This is a genomic window from Methylobacterium sp. J-001 (assembly GCF_022829565.1).
Lineage (GTDB): Bacteria > Pseudomonadota > Alphaproteobacteria > Rhizobiales > Beijerinckiaceae > Methylobacterium.
This window is the reverse complement of sequence record NZ_JAKSYN010000134.1, coordinates 1-16,490: the sequence shown is the minus strand read 5'-3', so window position 1 is coordinate 16,490 and position 16,490 is coordinate 1. Positions and strand designations below refer to the sequence as shown.

General features: G+C 69.7%; 14 protein-coding genes. 4 read left to right on the top strand and 10 right to left on the bottom strand.

The window, feature by feature from the left end:
• Window positions 1–112: 112 nt before the first annotated feature.
• The 8 genes from MKK65_RS16185 to croR form a co-directional block, all read right to left on the bottom strand.
• Window positions 113–1,642: a phytoene desaturase family protein gene (locus MKK65_RS16185; protein WP_058194038.1), complete on the bottom strand. Its 1,530-nt coding sequence runs from the start codon at window positions 1,640–1,642 to the stop codon at window positions 113–115.
• A 103-nt stretch (window positions 1,643–1,745) separates the two neighbouring features.
• Window positions 1,746–2,588 carry a type 1 glutamine amidotransferase gene (locus tag MKK65_RS16180; RefSeq protein WP_243958909.1) on the bottom strand — a complete coding sequence of 281 codons (843 nt, stop codon included), beginning with the start codon at window positions 2,586–2,588 and terminating at the stop codon, window positions 1,746–1,748.
• Between the two features lie 103 nt (window positions 2,589–2,691).
• Window positions 2,692–3,900: an ABC transporter permease gene (locus MKK65_RS16175; protein WP_243958908.1), complete on the bottom strand. Its 1,209-nt coding sequence runs from the start codon at window positions 3,898–3,900 to the stop codon at window positions 2,692–2,694.
• Window positions 3,897–4,877, bottom strand: a complete 981-nt coding sequence (locus tag MKK65_RS16170; RefSeq protein WP_243958906.1) for an ABC transporter ATP-binding protein — start codon at window positions 4,875–4,877, stop codon at window positions 3,897–3,899. Before MKK65_RS16170 ends, MKK65_RS16175 begins: the two co-directional genes overlap by 4 nt.
• 4 nt (window positions 4,878–4,881) lie before the next feature.
• Window positions 4,882–5,328, bottom strand: a complete 447-nt coding sequence (locus MKK65_RS16165) for a DUF2141 domain-containing protein (RefSeq protein WP_243958904.1) — start codon at window positions 5,326–5,328, stop codon at window positions 4,882–4,884.
• A complete protein-coding gene (crtI, locus tag MKK65_RS16160) occupies window positions 5,325–6,914 on the bottom strand; it encodes a phytoene desaturase family protein (RefSeq protein ID WP_243958902.1) in 1,590 nt (529 codons plus the stop codon). Before crtI ends, MKK65_RS16165 begins: the two co-directional genes overlap by 4 nt.
• A gap of 116 nt (window positions 6,915–7,030) precedes the next feature.
• Window positions 7,031–7,798, bottom strand: a complete 768-nt coding sequence (locus MKK65_RS16155; protein WP_243958913.1) for a TrmH family RNA methyltransferase — start codon at window positions 7,796–7,798, stop codon at window positions 7,031–7,033.
• A gap of 79 nt (window positions 7,799–7,877) precedes the next feature.
• Complete coding sequence (gene croR / locus MKK65_RS16150; RefSeq protein WP_058194031.1) at window positions 7,878–8,351, bottom strand: 3-hydroxybutyryl-CoA dehydratase; 474 nt, start codon at window positions 8,349–8,351, stop codon at window positions 7,878–7,880.
• Window positions 8,352–8,529: 178 nt separating this feature from the next.
• Here croR and MKK65_RS16145 point away from each other — a divergent pair, with 178 nt between their 5' ends.
• Window positions 8,530–9,147, top strand: coding sequence for a cation transporter (locus MKK65_RS16145; protein ID WP_243958900.1), 618 nt, complete (start codon window positions 8,530–8,532; stop codon window positions 9,145–9,147).
• 8 nt (window positions 9,148–9,155) lie between these two features.
• On the top strand, window positions 9,156–10,010 hold the full coding sequence (locus MKK65_RS16140) for a metallophosphoesterase (RefSeq protein ID WP_243958911.1): 855 nt from the start codon (window positions 9,156–9,158) through the stop codon (window positions 10,008–10,010).
• Window positions 10,011–10,192: 182 nt separating this feature from the next.
• Here the strand turns inward: MKK65_RS16140 and MKK65_RS16135 are convergent, their stop codons facing one another.
• A complete protein-coding gene (locus tag MKK65_RS16135; protein WP_243958898.1) occupies window positions 10,193–11,878 on the bottom strand; it encodes a methyl-accepting chemotaxis protein in 1,686 nt (561 codons plus the stop codon).
• 235 nt (window positions 11,879–12,113) lie between these two features.
• On the opposite strand from MKK65_RS16135, the gene MKK65_RS16130 reads away from it, so the two are divergent.
• Complete coding sequence (locus tag MKK65_RS16130) at window positions 12,114–13,775, top strand: Na+/H+ antiporter (RefSeq protein WP_243958896.1); 1,662 nt, start codon at window positions 12,114–12,116, stop codon at window positions 13,773–13,775.
• 179 nt (window positions 13,776–13,954) lie between these two features.
• Window positions 13,955–14,836, top strand: a complete 882-nt coding sequence (locus tag MKK65_RS16125) for a transporter (RefSeq protein WP_243958894.1) — start codon at window positions 13,955–13,957, stop codon at window positions 14,834–14,836.
• A gap of 55 nt (window positions 14,837–14,891) precedes the next feature.
• Here the strand turns inward: MKK65_RS16125 and MKK65_RS16120 are convergent, their stop codons facing one another.
• Window positions 14,892–16,337: a homospermidine synthase gene (locus tag MKK65_RS16120; RefSeq protein ID WP_243958892.1), complete on the bottom strand. Its 1,446-nt coding sequence runs from the start codon at window positions 16,335–16,337 to the stop codon at window positions 14,892–14,894.
• Window positions 16,338–16,490: the final 153 nt, after the last annotated feature.

Here is a 16,490-nt window from a genome sequence, read left to right as displayed (position 1 = left end):
CCTGCACCACCCCCACCTCCAACGCCTCCCCGCAAGGGGGAGGAGAGGGCGTTGCGCTCTGCCGAAAACGATCCGTGACGATCGGAGCCCGATCGGGATAGCGGCGCGGGTGTCACGCCGAGGCGCGCAGCGTTCCGCGCGCGTCCTGGTCATGCGCGTCGGCGGCGATCCAGCCGGACATCATCACCATCGGCATGCCGGGGCCGGGATGGGCGGCGCCGCCCGCGAGGTAGAGGCCGCGCACCTGCCGCGAGCGATTGCCGGGCTTGAACGCGCCCATCACCCGGCCGTGCGAGGCCAGGCCGTAGATCGCGCCGTTGAGCACCCGGTAGCGCTCATGGATGTCCTGCGGGGTCAGGTGGCGCTCGACGACGATGCGCTCCTCCAGGTCGGGCATGCCGGCGGTGCGCTTGAGCTTGTCCAGGATGGTCCGGCGGTAGTTCTGGAACAGAGGGCCATCCGGGCGCCAATCGTGGTGCGGGCGCAGATACGGCGTGTGCACCAGGACGTAGAGGGCCTCGCCCCCCTCGGGCGCCACGCTCGGATCGGTGGAGGAGGGCGCCGCCAGATAGGCCGTCGGGTCCGGGGCCGGCTCGCCCTTGTTGTAGATGTAGTCGAACTCCTCCTCAGGGTCCCGGGAGAAGACGAAATCGTGGTGGTTCAGGTGCTCGTAGCGCTTGTTCAGGCCGAGATAGAGCACGACGCCCGAGCAGGCCGGCTCGGGGTTCTTCTTCTCATAGGCCTTGCCGGGGGCGCCCCCGACGAGCTCGCGATAGGTGCGGACCGAGTCCATGTTGCTGATCACGGCGTCGAACGGCGTCATGCCCTCGGCGGTGCGCACGCCCCGGACCGCGCCGTTCGCGGTCTCGATCCCGGTCACCTCGGTGTCGGTCTTGCAGGTCGCACCGAGTTCCTGAGCCAGCTTGGCCAGGCCCTCGGCCACCGCGCGGGTGCCACCCATGGGGTACCAGACCCCGTCGGCCGTCTGCATGTGGGCGATGGCGCAGAGCACCGCCGGCGCGCCGTAGGGCGAGGAGCCGACATATTGCACGAAGTGATCGAGCATCTGCGCGAGGCGCGCATCCTTGACCTTGCCGCGGATCGTCGAGGCAACCGAGGCGTGCATGCGCAGGGACAGCACGTCGCGCAGCGTGCCCGGGTTCATGTTCGCCCGGATGTTGATCGTGTCGAAGAGATCCTCGACCGGTTTCCAGAAGAAGAATTTTTCCGAGACGCCGTGCAGGTGCTCGGAGATCGACAGGAATTTCTTGTAGCCGTCGCCGCTGCCGGGGGCGAAGCGATTCATGTCGCCGGCCATCCGCTCGACATCCTGCATCAAATCGATGTGGGAGCCGTCGTCGAAGAAGCAGCGCCATTGCGGGTCGAGGCGGCGCAGGTCCATGTAATCGTGAACCGAGCGGCCGGCCTCGGAAAAGATCCGCTCCAGCACCCGCGGCACCGTCAGGATGGTCGGACCCATGTCGAAGCGGAAGCCACCCTCATGCAGCACCGCCGCCTTGCCGCCGAGCCAGCCGTTCTTGTCATAGACCGTGACGCGGTGGCCGCGCGCCGCGGCCACGCACGCGGCTGCGAGTCCGCCGAGCCCGCTGCCGATCACGGCGACCGTCGAATCCTGGCTCATCCTGTTAGGTCGCTCCCCGGGCCCGTCATCGCGCTGCCCGCCTGGCGAAGCTAGACGTGAAGCCCGGTGGGTCAACGCGCCACCCGGTCGCGGCATCGGCCGGTCAGGGCCTGTTTGTAGACAGTTGGGCCAAGAAGTTACCGATCTCCCGGCGGCGCAGGGGTGCGTCGAGCACCTCCGGGCCGAGGCCGTGGCGCCACGCGAGGCGCCGCGCCGCCTCGGGATCGTCGCCCTGCAGGCTCGCGATCTCGACGGCATAGGCCGCCACCGCGTCCGGATCCTCGGCGAGGCCGGCCTCGACGATTGCCGTATCGCAGAGGCGCAGCATCGCGGCGACCTCCTCCAGGTCGAGTTCCGGGTGGTACTGCGTGCCCCAGAACCAGCCGGGTCCATGCTGGATCTCGATGGCCTGGACACCCAGCACCCGATTGCCCGCCAGCACCCGCGCGCCAGGGGGCGGCTCCAGCACCGCGTCCGAGTGGATCGCGGGCGCGTCCCAGACTGCTGGCCGGCCGGCCAGCAGCGGATGGGTTCGACCCTCCTGTGTCGGGGTGATCGCCCGGGCGAAGCCGTATTCCGGCCCGCGCGGATTCTCAGCGGCGTGTCCGCCGGCCACGGTGGCCGCGACCTGTACACCCCAGCAGGATCCGAACACCGCGAGCCCCGCTTCCAGGGCGGTCCGCATCAAGTCTAACTGGCGGGTCACCGCCGGCGTGCCGTCCGAGACCTTCAGGGTCGATCCGGTGAAGATCAGCCCATCGAACTCCGACAGGTCCTGCGGCAGGGCCGCATCGGCATCGGCTGGGTTGAGGAAGCGACAGGTGGTCTCGGGAGCGAGATCGTGGACCACCACGGCGTAGGATTCGGCCGAGGTCCGGCCCGTCGCCCCGACGTGCCGGTCGCGGGCCGCCCGGTCGTTGCCGTCGGCGATGAGCAGGCGGAGCATAAAGGTCTCACAATGTGCAGAGGCGGACCCTGCCCGATCGGCCGGGCCGTGTCCGGGGGCGGCTGGTCGCAGGCGCGGCGCGGATCGTCGCGGCGTTGGCCGATCAGACGGTCCGGCGCGCGACCAGGCCGAGCGCCAGCCCAAGTCCGCACAGGGTCAGCACGCCCAGCACCGCGAAGGCCGGGGTGGCGGAATCGAACCCCTCGCCCAGCGCGTTCTGATAGGCCTCGATTGCCCAGGCGTTCGGCGTGAGCCAGCCGGCCTGCTGCAGCCACGGGGGCATCAGGAAGCGCGGCACCATCGAACCGCCCACCGCCGAGAGCAGCAGGACCCCGAAGGTCGAGGCCAGATGGGCCTGCTGGCGCGAGGTGGCCAGTGCGCAGGCGGCGAGTGCCAGGCCCGCGGCCATGGCCGAGACCAGGAGGCAGGCGGTCAGGAAAGCCGGCCAGTGCGGGCCGATCTCGACGCCGTAGAGCAGCGCGGCGGCTAAAAAAATCAGGCCGGCTTGGACCATGCCTTGTAGCGTCAGGAAGCCGAACTTTCCGAGCACCACCACCGGCAGGCCGCCGGGGCCGGCCATCAGGCGTTCGGCGATGCCGCTCTCCCGCTCCTCGACCAGCGAGAGCGCCCCCTGCATGGCGGCAAACAGCAGGAACACCGCGGTGATCGCGCCGGCGTAATAGCTCACCCGGGCATTGCCGGTGCCGGCGGCGGTGCTACGGCGCTCGACCAGCGCGGCGAAACTGAACGGCTCTTTCTTGGCGCGCTGCTCAGCGAAGGCCTCCTCGAGGAAGCGCCGCTCGTCCGGCCCGATCTTGCCCGTCCGCTCGACGTCCGCGACGATGCGCGAGAGCACCACGTCGGGCAGGGCCTCGTTCAGCACGCGCTGGAGTTGGCCCAGCGCGATCGGCGTGGCGAGCGCCTTGGCTGGATTCTCGATGAGCACCACCGGCTGATCGGAGGGGCCGGACGCGGCATCCGCCGGGGCGGCGATCAGGTCGCCCCGGAGCGCCAGAGCCACGTCGACCGCGCCGGACCGCACAGCCCGGGTCACCTCCGCCAGATCGGTCGCCGAGAGGCGGGTGACGCGTAGGGATGGGTCGGCCACGAGGGCGTCGGCGAGGCGCTGCGTGGCCGCCGTCCGGGCGAAGTCGGCCAGCCCGAGATGGATACGGATCCGGTCGCCGGTCGCCCCGGAGAAGATCGCCGCGAAGATGACGAAGATCACGGTGGGCAGCACGAAGGCCATCACCAGGGCAGCGCGGTCGCGCAGCAGGCTGAGCGCCATCACCCGGAACGCGGCACCGATCATTCGGCGGCCCCCGCACGGCGCGGCTCGGAGGCTGGGCGCTCCGCGACCTCCCGAGGCCGGATCGCATCGAGATACAACGCCTCGAGCCGCGGGGCCCGGACCCGCACCTCGGCCACCGGGATCCCCTGCGCCCGCAGGGCCCCGAGCAGGGCCGCGCCGTCGAGGCCGGATCGCTCGATTGAGCGCCAGATCAGGCCGCCCGACTCGGCCGGCACGAAGCCGGCCCGACGCAGCACGGCTTCCGCGTTTCCGTCCGCCGGTACGGTGAGGCTCAGCTCCCGTTCCGGGGCACCAACGCGCAGCTGCGCCAGCAGGTCGGTGAGGTGCCCGGCGCGCACGATCCGTCCCTGCGCCAGGAACGCTACCCGGGAAGCGAGACGCTCGGCTTCGGTGAAATCGTGGGTGGCGATCAGGATCGCGGTGCCCGCCGCTTTCAACCGGTCCAGCACCGCGTGGATCGCCGCTCGGGCGGCGAGGTCGACGCCGCTCGTGGGCTCGTCGAGCAGGACGAGGCGGGGCCGGTTCATCAGGCTCGCCGCGATGTTGACCCGCCGCCGGTAGCCGCCTGACAGGATCCCGACCGGGCGGTGCGCCACATCGGCGATGTCGGCCATCTCCAGGGCGGCGGTCACGGCTTCGCGCCGGTTGCGCCGGGGCACGCCTGCGAGCTGCCCGAAGACGCCGAGATTCTCTGCGACCGTGAGGCGCGGATAGAGCGCGATCTCCTGGGGGACCCAGCCGATGCTCCGGCGGGCGCTGCCTGCCTGGAACGGATCGGCGCCGGCCACCCGGATGATCCCGGAACTCGGGGCGAGGCGGCCCGCCACGAGGCGCATCAGCGAGGACTTGCCGGCTCCGTTCGGCCCGAGCAGTGCCAGAGTTTGTCCTGCGTCGAGGTCGAGATCGACCTGTTCCAACACCCGCTGCCCCTTAAGGTCGAGGCTGACGCCCGCGATCCGTACGAGGGGATCATCCACGCCGTCACCGCCTCGGCAGAGCGCGGGCGAGGCGGATCCGCACAGCAGCGCCGGGCTCCTGCAGCGCGAAGGCCGCGTCGGGGAAGTCCGGCCGCGCCCGACGAGCGACGGTGCCGGAGAAGCCGTAGGGCTCGAGCGGCAGGCCGAGCCCGGTGCGGTCGAGCCGGCCATTGCCGTTGGCATCCTGGAAAGCCGCCACCGCATAGGCGCCCGGAGGCAGGTCCCGGAAGGTGAACAGCGCCCGGCCCCCGGAAGCCGGCGCCTCGTCGCCCCGGGTGCAGAACGGCTCGGAGAGACCGCCCTGGCACAGGGCTACCCGGACCGGGCCGCCGCCGGGTTCGACCCCGTCGATTTCGACCTGCAGCGTCGCGGCGATCGCGTTCGAGCCCGAAACCAGCGCGATGGCGCAGAGGCCGGCGGTCAGCGTCGCCCGGCCCGGCGCTCCGATCACGAGGCCTCGCCGGTGGTCGCCAGCGGCGCCGTGTCGGGAATGCCCGCCTGGGCTGCAGCACGGGCGCCGGCCAGCTCCTCGATCAGCAACCGAGCGGAGATACGGGCGCCCTCGTAGATCACCGGCAGGCCCGAACCCGGATGGGTGCCGCCGCCGACGATGTAGAGCCCAGGCCCGAAGCGGTTGTGCGGCCGGAAATACAGCATCTGCATCAGGTCGTGGGCGAGATTGAAGGTGGCGCCCTCGTGGACCGCGAAATCCTCCTCCCACTGCGTGGGATCGATGATCCGCTCGTACCGGATCCGGGATTCGAGGTCTTCCAGACCCAGATGCTTCAGGCGCTCCAGGATCAGGGCGCGATAGCTGGATCGGATCGCCGGCCAGTCGATCCCGGCCTTGAGGTTCGGCACCGGCACCAGAACGTAGAGGGCGGTGTGCCCGGGGGGCGCCATGCCGCCGTCGGTGTAGCCGGCATGCTGGACGTAGAGGGAGGGCTGCATCGGCAGCGTCCCCTCGGTGATCTCGCGAATGTTCTTCTCATAGCCGTCGGCTAGGAGGATCGTGTGATGCCCCAGGCTCTCGGGCATTTTCCCCTCGATGCCGAGATACAGCATGAAGGTCGAGCAGGAGAGCCGGGCCTTCTTGATCTTGGCGTCGCGCCAGCGCGGCCGGTGACGCTCCGGCACGAGGGCGCGCATCACCTTGGCGAAGTCGCCGTTGATCAGCACCGCATCGGCGTTGAAGGTCTCGCCATCCGCGACCACGCCGCTGGCGCGTTTGCCGTCGAAGAGCACCCGCTCGACATTGGCGTTCAGCCGGAGGTCGACGCCCATGCGCCCGGCCAAACCCGCCATCGCCTCGGACACCGCGCCGCAGCCGCCGACCGGGTGGTAGACGCCATGCTCGTATTCCAGGAACGAGAGGATCGTGAACAGGCTTGGGCAGCGGAACGGCGACATGCCGAGGTATTTGGTCTGGAACGAGAAGGCGAGGCGCACCCGTGGATCCGCGAAGTAGCGCTTCAGGTCGCGGTCGACGCTGCGGCCTGGATGCAGATGGGGCAGGGCGGCCAGCATCGCCGGGCTCACCATGCTGCGCAGCGTGTGGAAGGCCTGCTGCAGGATCGGCTTGAAGTAATCGAGCTTCGCCCGGTTCTCGGTAAAGAACGCCTGGACATTCTTGGCGTCGTCCGGCGCCAGGCGGGCGATCTCCGTCTCCATCCGGGCGATGTCGCCGGTGGCGCGGATCGTCCCGGAGATGCCGTCCTCGCCTTCAAAGACCAAGTTGTACTGCGGATCGAGCCGCTCGAGCTTGACGTGGTCTTCGAGCCGCTCGCCACAGCTCGTGAAGATGTCGGCGAGGATCTGTGGGTAGAGGAAGAAGGTCGGGCCGATATCGAACTTGTAGCCCCCGGGCGCCGTCACGGTCTTCGTGCGGCCGCCGACCTGGGCGTCCTTCTCGAATAGGGTCACATGGACCCCGGCGCGGGCCAGCAGCAGGGCCGAGGCCAGGCCGCCCGGACCCGCACCGACCACAGCCACCCGACGGCCGGTCAGCGCCCGCAAACCATCCCCAGACTGAAGCAACGCCGCCGACTCCCCTCGCAACCCCCGAACCCTGTCGGCCAAGCTAGCCTCGCAGCAGCACGCGGCAATTGCAGCCCTTTGTCGCGCGTTTGGCGCCAGACCGTAAAGAGGCGGATTCAACCGGTCGGTACGAGCCGGCCTTGGCTACTGGCGATCGTCTGGAGCGCAATCCCCGCCGCGGTGGCGACGTTGAGCGAATCGAAGCCCGGGGCCATCGGGATCCGCACCGGACGGGCCCGCGCCAGGGTCGTCGCGTCGAGCCCCGGCCCCTCGGTTCCGAGGATCAATAGCACCCGCGTCGGCACGGTCAGAGCGTCCAGCGTCTCGACCGCCCCGGGGCTGAGCGCCAGAGCCTCGAGATCCAGGGCGCGGGCCAGGGTCAGCCAGTCATCCCCGGCGGGGAGCCGGGCGAAGGGTTGGATCAGCGCGGCGCCGGCCGAGACCCGGATGCTCTTGCGGTAGAGGGGATCGCAGCTTGCGGCATCGAGCAGCACCGCATCGGCTCCGAAGGCAGCCGCGTTGCGGAAGGCGGCGCCGACATTGTCGTGGTTGGTCAGACCCGCGAGGCCGAGCACCAGCGCCGGGGCGGGAATAGGCGGCACGAGGGCGGCGGGGTCGGGGTCCTTGCCGCGCACACCCACAGCCAGGACGCCGCGATGGATCGGGAAACCGGTCACACGGCTCATCACCGCCTTGGCGGCAAGATAGACCGGCGGCGGTTCGGTGCAGGCGGCCACGTCCGGGGCCAGGCCCGGCCACCGCTCCGGGGCAAGCAGGATCGACTCGGCCCGGAAGCGGGTGCGAAGGCCGAGCAGGAGCCGCAGTGTTACCCCGCCCTCGACGATGAAGCGCCCGGCGCGGCCGACGAGGTCGCGCTCGCGCATCCGCGTGTACGGTTCGAGGCGCGGGTCGTCCGGGTCCGCAATCGTTTCCGCGCCGATCGGCTCCCGGGCCTTGTCCACTTCAGCCCTGCTGGCGCTCGGTGCGGATCGCGAGCGGATCGGCCTCGGCCTTGGTCGGCACCTTCACCAGGGCTTCGCCGTCGAGGACGGTCTCGCCGGCCACGGAGCAGCGGCAGGCGAGGCGCGCCCGGCGACGCTCCGGCATCAATTCGGCGACCGTGACGGTGACGTCGACGACGTCGCCGATGCGCACCGGCGCGCGGAAGTTGAGGGTCTGGGAGATGTAGACCGCCCCCGGGCCCGGCAGGCGGGTGCCGAGCACCGCCGAGATCAGCCCGGCCGTGTACAGGCCGTGGGCGATGCGGGTGCCGAACGGCGTGCGCGCGGCGAAGTGCTCGGACAGGTGGATCGGGTTGCGGTCGCCTGTGATCTCGGCGAACCCGACCACGTCGGAGGAGGCGATGGTCTTCGAGAGGGTTTCCGACAACCCGACCTCGAGATCCTCGAAAAAGAGCACGCGCAATTCGGGCAGCATGGCTCGGCAGACCTCCGGTTCCGGCCGGTCGCATCTTTGGCGCACGCGGCTCAACAAGTTCGGTTCGCACGATCGCGCCGCCGAATCCACCCGGACGAAGGCGCAAGATCCCTGAACTTTCTTGAGGCGCAGACAGGGTTTTCTCAACAGCGGCTCGACAGGGGCGCCGCACTCGGCGATGACGCGCCCCGTGATCACGGACAACGCCGCCCGGCCCGAGCCGCCCGCCCTGCGCCCGGTCGTCGCCCGTGTGGCGGCGCTGAACCTTGGCTATTTCGGCATCGAGATCGCGGTGGCGCTCGCCATCGGCTCGGTGGCGTTGATCGCCGACAGCCTCGATTTCCTGGAAGACGCGGCGATCAACCTGTTGATCTTCGCCGGCCTGTCCTGGAGCGCGCGCAACCGGGCGCGGCTCGGCACCGCCATGGCGTTCATCCTGCTGGTGCCGGCCCTGGCGACAGCCTACGCCGCCTACGACAAGTTTGCGGACTTCGTGCCCCCGGCGGCGCTGCCGCTGACGCTCACCGGCCTCGGGGCGCTGGCGGTGAACCTCACCTGCGCGCTGATGCTCGCCCAGCACCGGTCCGGTTCGGGCAGCCTGACCCGGGCGGCCTATCTCTCGGCCCGCAACGACGCCTATGCCAACCTGGCGATCATCGCGGCCGGGCTGGTCACCGCCCTCCATCCTAGCCCGTGGCCGGATCTCGTTGCGGCGGCCGGCATCGCGATCCTCAATGCCGATTCAGCGGCCGACATCTTCCGGGCAGCCGCGGCCGAGCGCCAGGCCGCGAAATAGGCATGTCTATGCGCATCTTCCCCATTTCCGACCTGCATCTGGAGCGACGGCGGCTCGACCTCATCGCGCTGCCTCAGGAGCCGTTCGACGTCCTCGCTTGCCCGGGGGACCTTTACGAGGGGCATCCCGAGCGGGGGCTGGCCGCTCTGGTGCATCTGGCCCAGGGCAGGCCGATCGTCCTGGTCCCGGGCAACCACGAGCGCTACGCCCCCACGGGCGACCCGCGCACGGCCCCGGAGTTGCTGGCGGCTCTCGAGGCGGAGGTCGTCCGGGTGAACGCCCTGGGCGCAGACATCCACCTGCTCCAGGCGGCGCAGGCTTGCGTGATCGATGGCGTGCGGTTCGTCGGGACGACCCTGTGGAGCGACTGGCACCTGGCCGGGCGCTGGCTCGCCGCCGACGCGCCCGAGCGCCCGGAGGATCCCGTTGCCTATGCCGCCGCGCGCATGACCGATCCGGTCACCGGCTCGCGCGAATATCTCGGGTCGATCCGCAAGGCCGATGGCGGCGCGTGGCAGCCCGCGGACGCCATGGCGGCGCATGCGGCCGAGCGCGCTGCGCTGCACGACGCGCTCCGCTCGCCTTATGACGGACCGACCGTGGTAATCACGCATCACCCGGCGAGCCCGCAGGCGGCGGACCGCTACCGGGATCAGCCCGGCGTGCCGTGGTGGGTGCCGGCATTCTACGCCAGCACCGCGCTCGACGACCTGCCCGATGCCGCGCGGCCCGAAGTGTGGATCTCAGGCCATTTCCACGCCGGCCACGACCTGCGGGTCGGCCGCTGCCGGTGGGTGGCGAACCCGGTCGAGGGCAAGAGCTACCGGGCCGATTTCTGCGTGACGGTCGGGGCGAAGGGGTAGCGTTCACGGATCCCCATCCCGTCATTCCGGCCTCGCCTGCGGCCCCCCGAACTGACGACGGTGTTTATCGATCCACCCCATGCATCGCGGCTGAAGCGATCGGTTCGGCAAGCCGCTCCACGTTCTGAGCAGCCCGACCGGCGAACATCGCCGCCGGTCGGGCCGGTTTCGCGCACAGGATCTCAGGCGGCCCGGACGGTGGCGAGGAAGTGACGGACCTCGTCCGAGAGATACTCGGATTGGCGCGACAGCGCGGAGGCCGCGGACAGAACCTGGGCGGCTGCGGCTCCGGTCTCGTCGGCGGCGCCGGCCACGCCCGCGATGTTCGTCGTCACCTCGGCGGTGCCGCTCGCAGCCTGTCCGACGTTGCGCACGATCTCCTGGGTGGCCGCCTGCTGCTGCTCGACGGAGGCCGCGATCGCCGTGGCGACGCCGCTGATCTCCTGGATCCGGGCCGTGATGCCGCCGATCGCCGTCACGGCCTGACCGGTCGAGCCCCGGACCTGCGCGATCTGTCCGGAGATCTCCTGCGTCGCCTTGGCGGTCTGCTCGGCCAGGGTCTTCACCTCGGAGGCGACCACGGCGAAGCCCTTGCCGGCCGCCCCCGCACGAGCAGCCTCGATCGTGGCGTTCAGGGCCAGCAGGTTGGTCTGCCCGGCGATATTCGAGATCAGCCCGACCACATCGCCGATCCGTCCGACGACCGTGTTCAGTTCCAGCACCAGGGCGCCGGTCTGGTCGGCCTCGGACACGGCCAGCCGGGCCAGCTGCGCCGAGCCGTCGACCTGCCGGCCGATCTCCTGCACCGAGGAGCCCAGCTCTTCCGCGGCCGCCGCCACGGTGTTGACGTTGGCCACGGCCTCCTCGGCCGCGGCCGCGACCGTCGTCGATTGGCTGGCGGTCTGGGCGGCGGTGGCGTTCATCGTTTGGGCGGTGGCCTGGAGCTCGGTGGCCGAGGCCGAGACCTGGCCGATGATGCCGCCGACCGCGGCCTCGAAGCTGTCGGCCATCTGGCGCATGCCGGTCTTGCGCTGCTCCTCCGCTTCCAGCCGCGCCTGCGCGGTCTCCTCCTCCAGCCGGCGGGTCTGGATCATGGTTTCCTTGAAGATCTGGACGGCGCCCGCCATTGCGCCGACCTCGTCGCGCCGCCCGACGGCGGGAATCTCTGTTCGCGTATCGCCCGACGCGAGCTGATGCATGGCCGCGGTCATGCGTCCGAGCGGGCGGCTGATCTCCACGACGAGCATCACGACGGCCCCGATCGCCAGGAACGCCGCCAGCGCCAGGAAGCCCATCATCTGCTGATGGGCGCGCTCATAGGCACCCTGTGCCTCCGCGCCGCTGGCCGCCGCTGCCGCGCTCTGCAGATCCGACATCGCGACGAGGGTCGCGATGGTGGCTCTGATCGTATCCGACATGGTGGTGTTGTATTGCTCTTGGGCGCCGGCGAGATCGCCGCGTTCGGCCTTGGCGAATCCGTCGGTCTGCTGATCCAGATACGTCGCCCATTGCTGTTCGAAGGTCTTGTACAGATCGCGGGCCGCGTCAGTCTCCAAGAGGCTCGCGTAAGTGGCTTTGTAAGTCTGCAGCTCCGCCAGGCGCTGCTGAATCGACTTTAGGGCATCCGCCTTCTGTTGTTGTGTCTTCGCCGAGAGGACACGGCTTCCATTGACGCGCGTGCGCAATGTCACGACTTGGATGCCGGTGAGGGCTTGCGCGGCCGGCAGGCGGCTTGCGCGCATTTCCGTGGCGACACGATTGATCGTTTCGATGTGATAGTAGGACAGTGCTGCCAGACTAGTGATGAGAGCAAGCATGACCGAGAAACAGACGATCAGCTTGCCTTTGATTGACATGAAGTCTAGCATTATAGTTCCAGTATAGATCCGCCTCAGCGCTCTGTGCGCCTGTCGAATGTTATATAATGATTTGTAAAAATTCCGATTAATCGGTGGGCATTTTTGGCGCGATTGGCCGAACGGTCCCGTCGATCGAAGGCCGCGCGCCACCCATCAGATGCTACAAGGCCCGATCCCGTCTGCCCGCGCATCACCCGGCCCCGCCTCCCCAGGGGAGAAGCCGGCCCTCGTTTGAAAGCTACGCATGGAAAGCGTCACCGTCGTTCTGGCCCTGTTGCTGTCCGTGCTCGTGAGCGGGGCGCTCGGCCGCTTGGTCCCGCTGCCATTGCCGCTGATCCAGATCGTGATCGGCGTGGCCCTGGCGCTGGGCCCGCTTCCGAGCACGACCCTGGATCCCGAGATCTTCTTCCTGGTCTTTCTGCCGCCGCTCCTGTTCCTGGACGGATGGCGGATCCCGAAGCGCGACCTGTTCCGCAACGGCCGGACCGTGCTGGCGCTGGCGCTGGGCCTCGTGGCGCTGACGGTGCTCGGCATCGGCATGCTAATCCACGCCATGATCCCAGGCATCCCGCTGGCGGTGGCCTTCGCGCTGGCTGCGGTCCTGTCCCCGACCGATCCGATCGCGGTCTCTTCGGTGGCCGCCCAGGCCCCGGTGCCGCGGCGGCTCATGCACATCCTCGAGGGCGAGGCGCTGCTCAACGACGCCACCGGCCTCGTCTGCCTGCGCTTCGCCATCGCGGCGGCCCTCACCGGGACCTTCTCCCTGTCGGAGGCCGCGACCACCTTCGTCTGGCTGGCGCTCGGCGGCCTCGGCATCGGCGCCGCCACGACTTTCCTTCTCATGGGCGCCCAGGACCTGCTGCGGCGGCGGACCGGCGAGGATCCGGGCCTCCAGATTCTGTTCAGCCTGCTCACGCCGTTCGGGGCCTATCTCGCCGCCGAGCATGTCCACGCCTCGGGTATCCTGGCCGCGGTCGCGGCCGGCATCGCCATGACCTATGTCGAGATCCAGGGGCGCAGCCTCGGCACCACTCGGGTGCGCCGCACCGCCGTGTGGGACACCGTCGCACTCGCTGCCAACGGCTCGATCTTCGTGCTCCTGGGCGAGCAATTGCCCGAGGTCCTCGGCCATGCAGTCACGCAGGCCGACGTGCAGGGCGCCGGTTGGCTGGTGGCCTGGGTGCTGGCGATCACGGCGGGTCTCATGGCGATCCGGTTCGCCTGGGTCTGGGTCTCGCTCCACTTCGTCCTGGTCAAGGCGCATCGCCGGGGTGAGCGGCGCGAGGGCCTGACCTGGCGCCTCGTTGCCGCCACGACGCTCGCGGGCGTGAAGGGCGCGATTACGCTGGCCGGCATCCTGACCCTGCCGCTCACCCTGAAGGACGGCACGCCATTCCCGGCCCGGGATCTCGCGATCCTGCTGGCGATGGGGGTGATCATGACCTCGCTGCTGCTGGCCACCACGGTCCTCCCGCCGCTGTTGCGGGGCCTGCGCCTGCCCGCTGATTCGAGCCACGATGCCGAGGAGGATTCCGCCCGCGCCGCCGCGCGCCACGACGCGGTGACGGCCATCGAGGCCCTGCAGCACCACCTAGTGGAGGAGCAGGAGGACGCCTCCATCGCGGTCGAGGCCGGCGCCCGGGCCATGGACCGTTACGAGGGCCTCGAGGCCCCGACCGGTGCCCCCCGGGAGGGTGGCGGCCGCGCCCGGCAACTCGCGGTGGCCGAGAAGCGCCTGCGGCTCGCCGGGATCGAGGCAGAGCGCCAGGCGCTCTATCGCCTGCGCCGGTCGCGGGCCATCGACGACGTGGTCCTGCGCCAGCTCGTCCGCGAGGTCGATCTGGTCGAGGCGCGGCTGCTGGCCTGGAATCCCGCCGGCCGTGCCCTGTCGACGCCGCGCAGCTGAACCGCTGCGGACGCGCACGGACGGGAAGGCGCCGGCCGGATTAGTCCCGGCCGGCGGGCGCGATACGTCCAGGGCGTGTCGTTGCGCACAGCTTGGCTGTAGAGCCCGGATGAGCCTGGTTCGACCGCGCGTCATACCTTGATCAGCCCCGCGTTACGGGGCTCTGGATCGGGGGTTTCATGACCGGATTTGGCCTGGGATTACGCGGGATCGCGTCGGCTGCTCTGGCCTTTTACAGTGCAGGTGTCACGACCTCGGCTTACGCTGCTTCCGCGGCCCAGCCTGGACAGACCATCGGCCTGCCGGTGGGCGCGCAGCTCCCGGTCGGATTGTACTTCGTGAACCTGTCGAGCTTCGGCAGCCGCAGCGCGCGACCGGGCGACACCGCGACGAACGTCAACCTGCCGACCTTCGCTTGGGCGACGCCCTGGACCATCGTGGGCGGACGTCTCCAGTTCTTCGTCACCCAGCCTGTCGTGGCCGCGACCCTCCAGGGCGCGCCCTATCAGAGCGGCATCGGCCAGCCGCTGCTCGCCGCCCAGCTCGCCTGGGATCTCGGCAACGATGTCGGCGTCAGCTACTTCTTCGGGGGCTACCTGCCGATCGAGACGCGCTTCCTGACCCAATCCGCCTCGCTGACCCATCGCTTCGCAGTCAGCTACACCGGCCAGGACTTGAGCCTGACGGCGAACCTGCTCCACGGGATCTTTCTCGAGACGCGCTCGCCTTTCGGCACGCTCTACCCGGACTACCTGAACCTCGATCTCACGGCGGCGAAGAAGTTCGGCAAATGGCAGGTCGGCGCCGTCGCGTTCGGATCGACCGACTTGCCGACCGGCGTGTCCAGCTACCTGCCCCAGGGACAGATCGCGGTGGGCGGCTTGGTCGGATACAATTTCGGGCCGGTGAACCTGCAGGCCTACCTGACCCGGGACGTGGTCCAGCGCAATTACCGCGGCCGCGAGACCCGCGGCTGGCTGCGGGTGATCGTGCCGCTCTACCAGGACAAGGGCGAGGTCGAACCGAACCGCACCCTGGTAACGCGCCGACAGGCCGAGTAGCCGGTCTGCCGCCCGCAGCGCCGCCTCCCTCGGACAAGGGAGGCGGCGCGAGACCTCAGCCGTGCACCAGCACGTTGCGGAACTGCCAGGGATCGCTGGTATCGATATCCTCCGGGAACAGGCCCGGGCGGTCGGTGAGCGGGGTCCAGTCGGTGTAGACGCCCACGACCGGGCCGAGATACGGGGTCTGGACTTCCAGGCAGCGCCGGAAATCCATCTCGTCGGCCTCGACGATGCCGGCCTCCGGGTTCTCCAGGGCCCAGACCATGCCGGCGAGCACCGCCGAGGTCACCTGCAGGCCGGTGGCGTTCTGGTAGGGGGCGATCCGCCGGGTCTCCTCGATGGAGAGCTGCGAGCCGTACCAGTAGGCGTTCTTGGCGTGGCCGTAGACCAGCACGCCAAGCTCGTCGATGCCGTCCACAATCTCGGTCTCGTCGAGGATGTGATGCTGCTCCTGCACCTTGGCGGCTTTGCCGAACATCTCGTGGAGCGAGAGCACGGCGTCGTCGGCTGGGTGGTAGGCGTAATGGCAGGTCGGGCGGAAGACGGCCTGATCGCCCTCGCGCACGGTGTAGTAGTCGGCGATCGAGATCGCCTCGTTGTGGGTCACCAGGAAGCCGAACTGCGACCCTGCGGTCGGCACCCAGCTGCGCACGCGGGTGTCGGCCCCCGGCTGCAGCAGGTAGATCGCGCAGCGCGAGCCGGACTCCTGCTCGCGGGCATTGGCAGGCTTCCAGGTCTCGTGCGTGCCCCAGCCGAGTTCGGCCGGCTGGTTGCCCTCCGAGACGAAGCCCTCCACCGACCAGGTGTTGACGAAGACGCCCCGGGGCTTGGGGGTCTTGGCGCGCTGGGTGTCGCGCTCGGCGATGTGCACGCCCTTCACGCCCAGGGTCTTCATCAGGGCGGCCCAGTCCTCGCGGGACTTGGGCTCGGGCGCCGTGACGCCGGTATCCTTGGCGATATTCAGGAGCGCCTGCTTGACGAACCAGGAGACCATGCCGGGATTGGCGCCGCAGCAGGAGACCGCCGTCGTGCCGCCGGGCTTCTGGGCGCGGGCGTCCAGGATGTCCTGGCGCAGGGCGTAGTTGGTGCGGTCGCCCTGGCCCCGGCTCTTGTCGAAGTAGAAGCCCGGCCAGGGCTCGGCCACGGTGTCGATGTAGAGGGCGCCGAGCTCGCGGCACAGTTCCATGATCGCCCGCGACGAGGTGTCGACCGACAGGTTCACGCAGAAGCCCTGGCCGCCGCCCTCGGTGAGGAGGGGGGTGAGCACGTCGCGCAGGTTCTCCGGGGTCAGCGCCACCTTCTCGAAGCGCAGGCCGTGCTTCTCGGCGAGCGCCCGGTGGGTGTCGACCGGGTCGATCACGGTGAAGCGGGCGCGGTCGTACTCGAAGTGGCGTTCGATCAGCGGCAGGGTACCGCGCCCGATCGAGCCGAAGCCGATCATCACGATGGGGCCGGTGATGCGGCCATGGATCGGGTGACGGGACGGCTGTTCGGTCATGCGGAAGGTCCTTGTCTGGCGGACGCCTGAGGTCCGCGCATAGGGTCGCGAGCGAGGTATGGCGCGCGTGTGACAGTGGGGCGACAGGCAGGCGCTGCGCGCCCTGCGGCGGCGCGTTCGTCGAATCCCGTCGTCGAGAAGGCCGCTCAATGG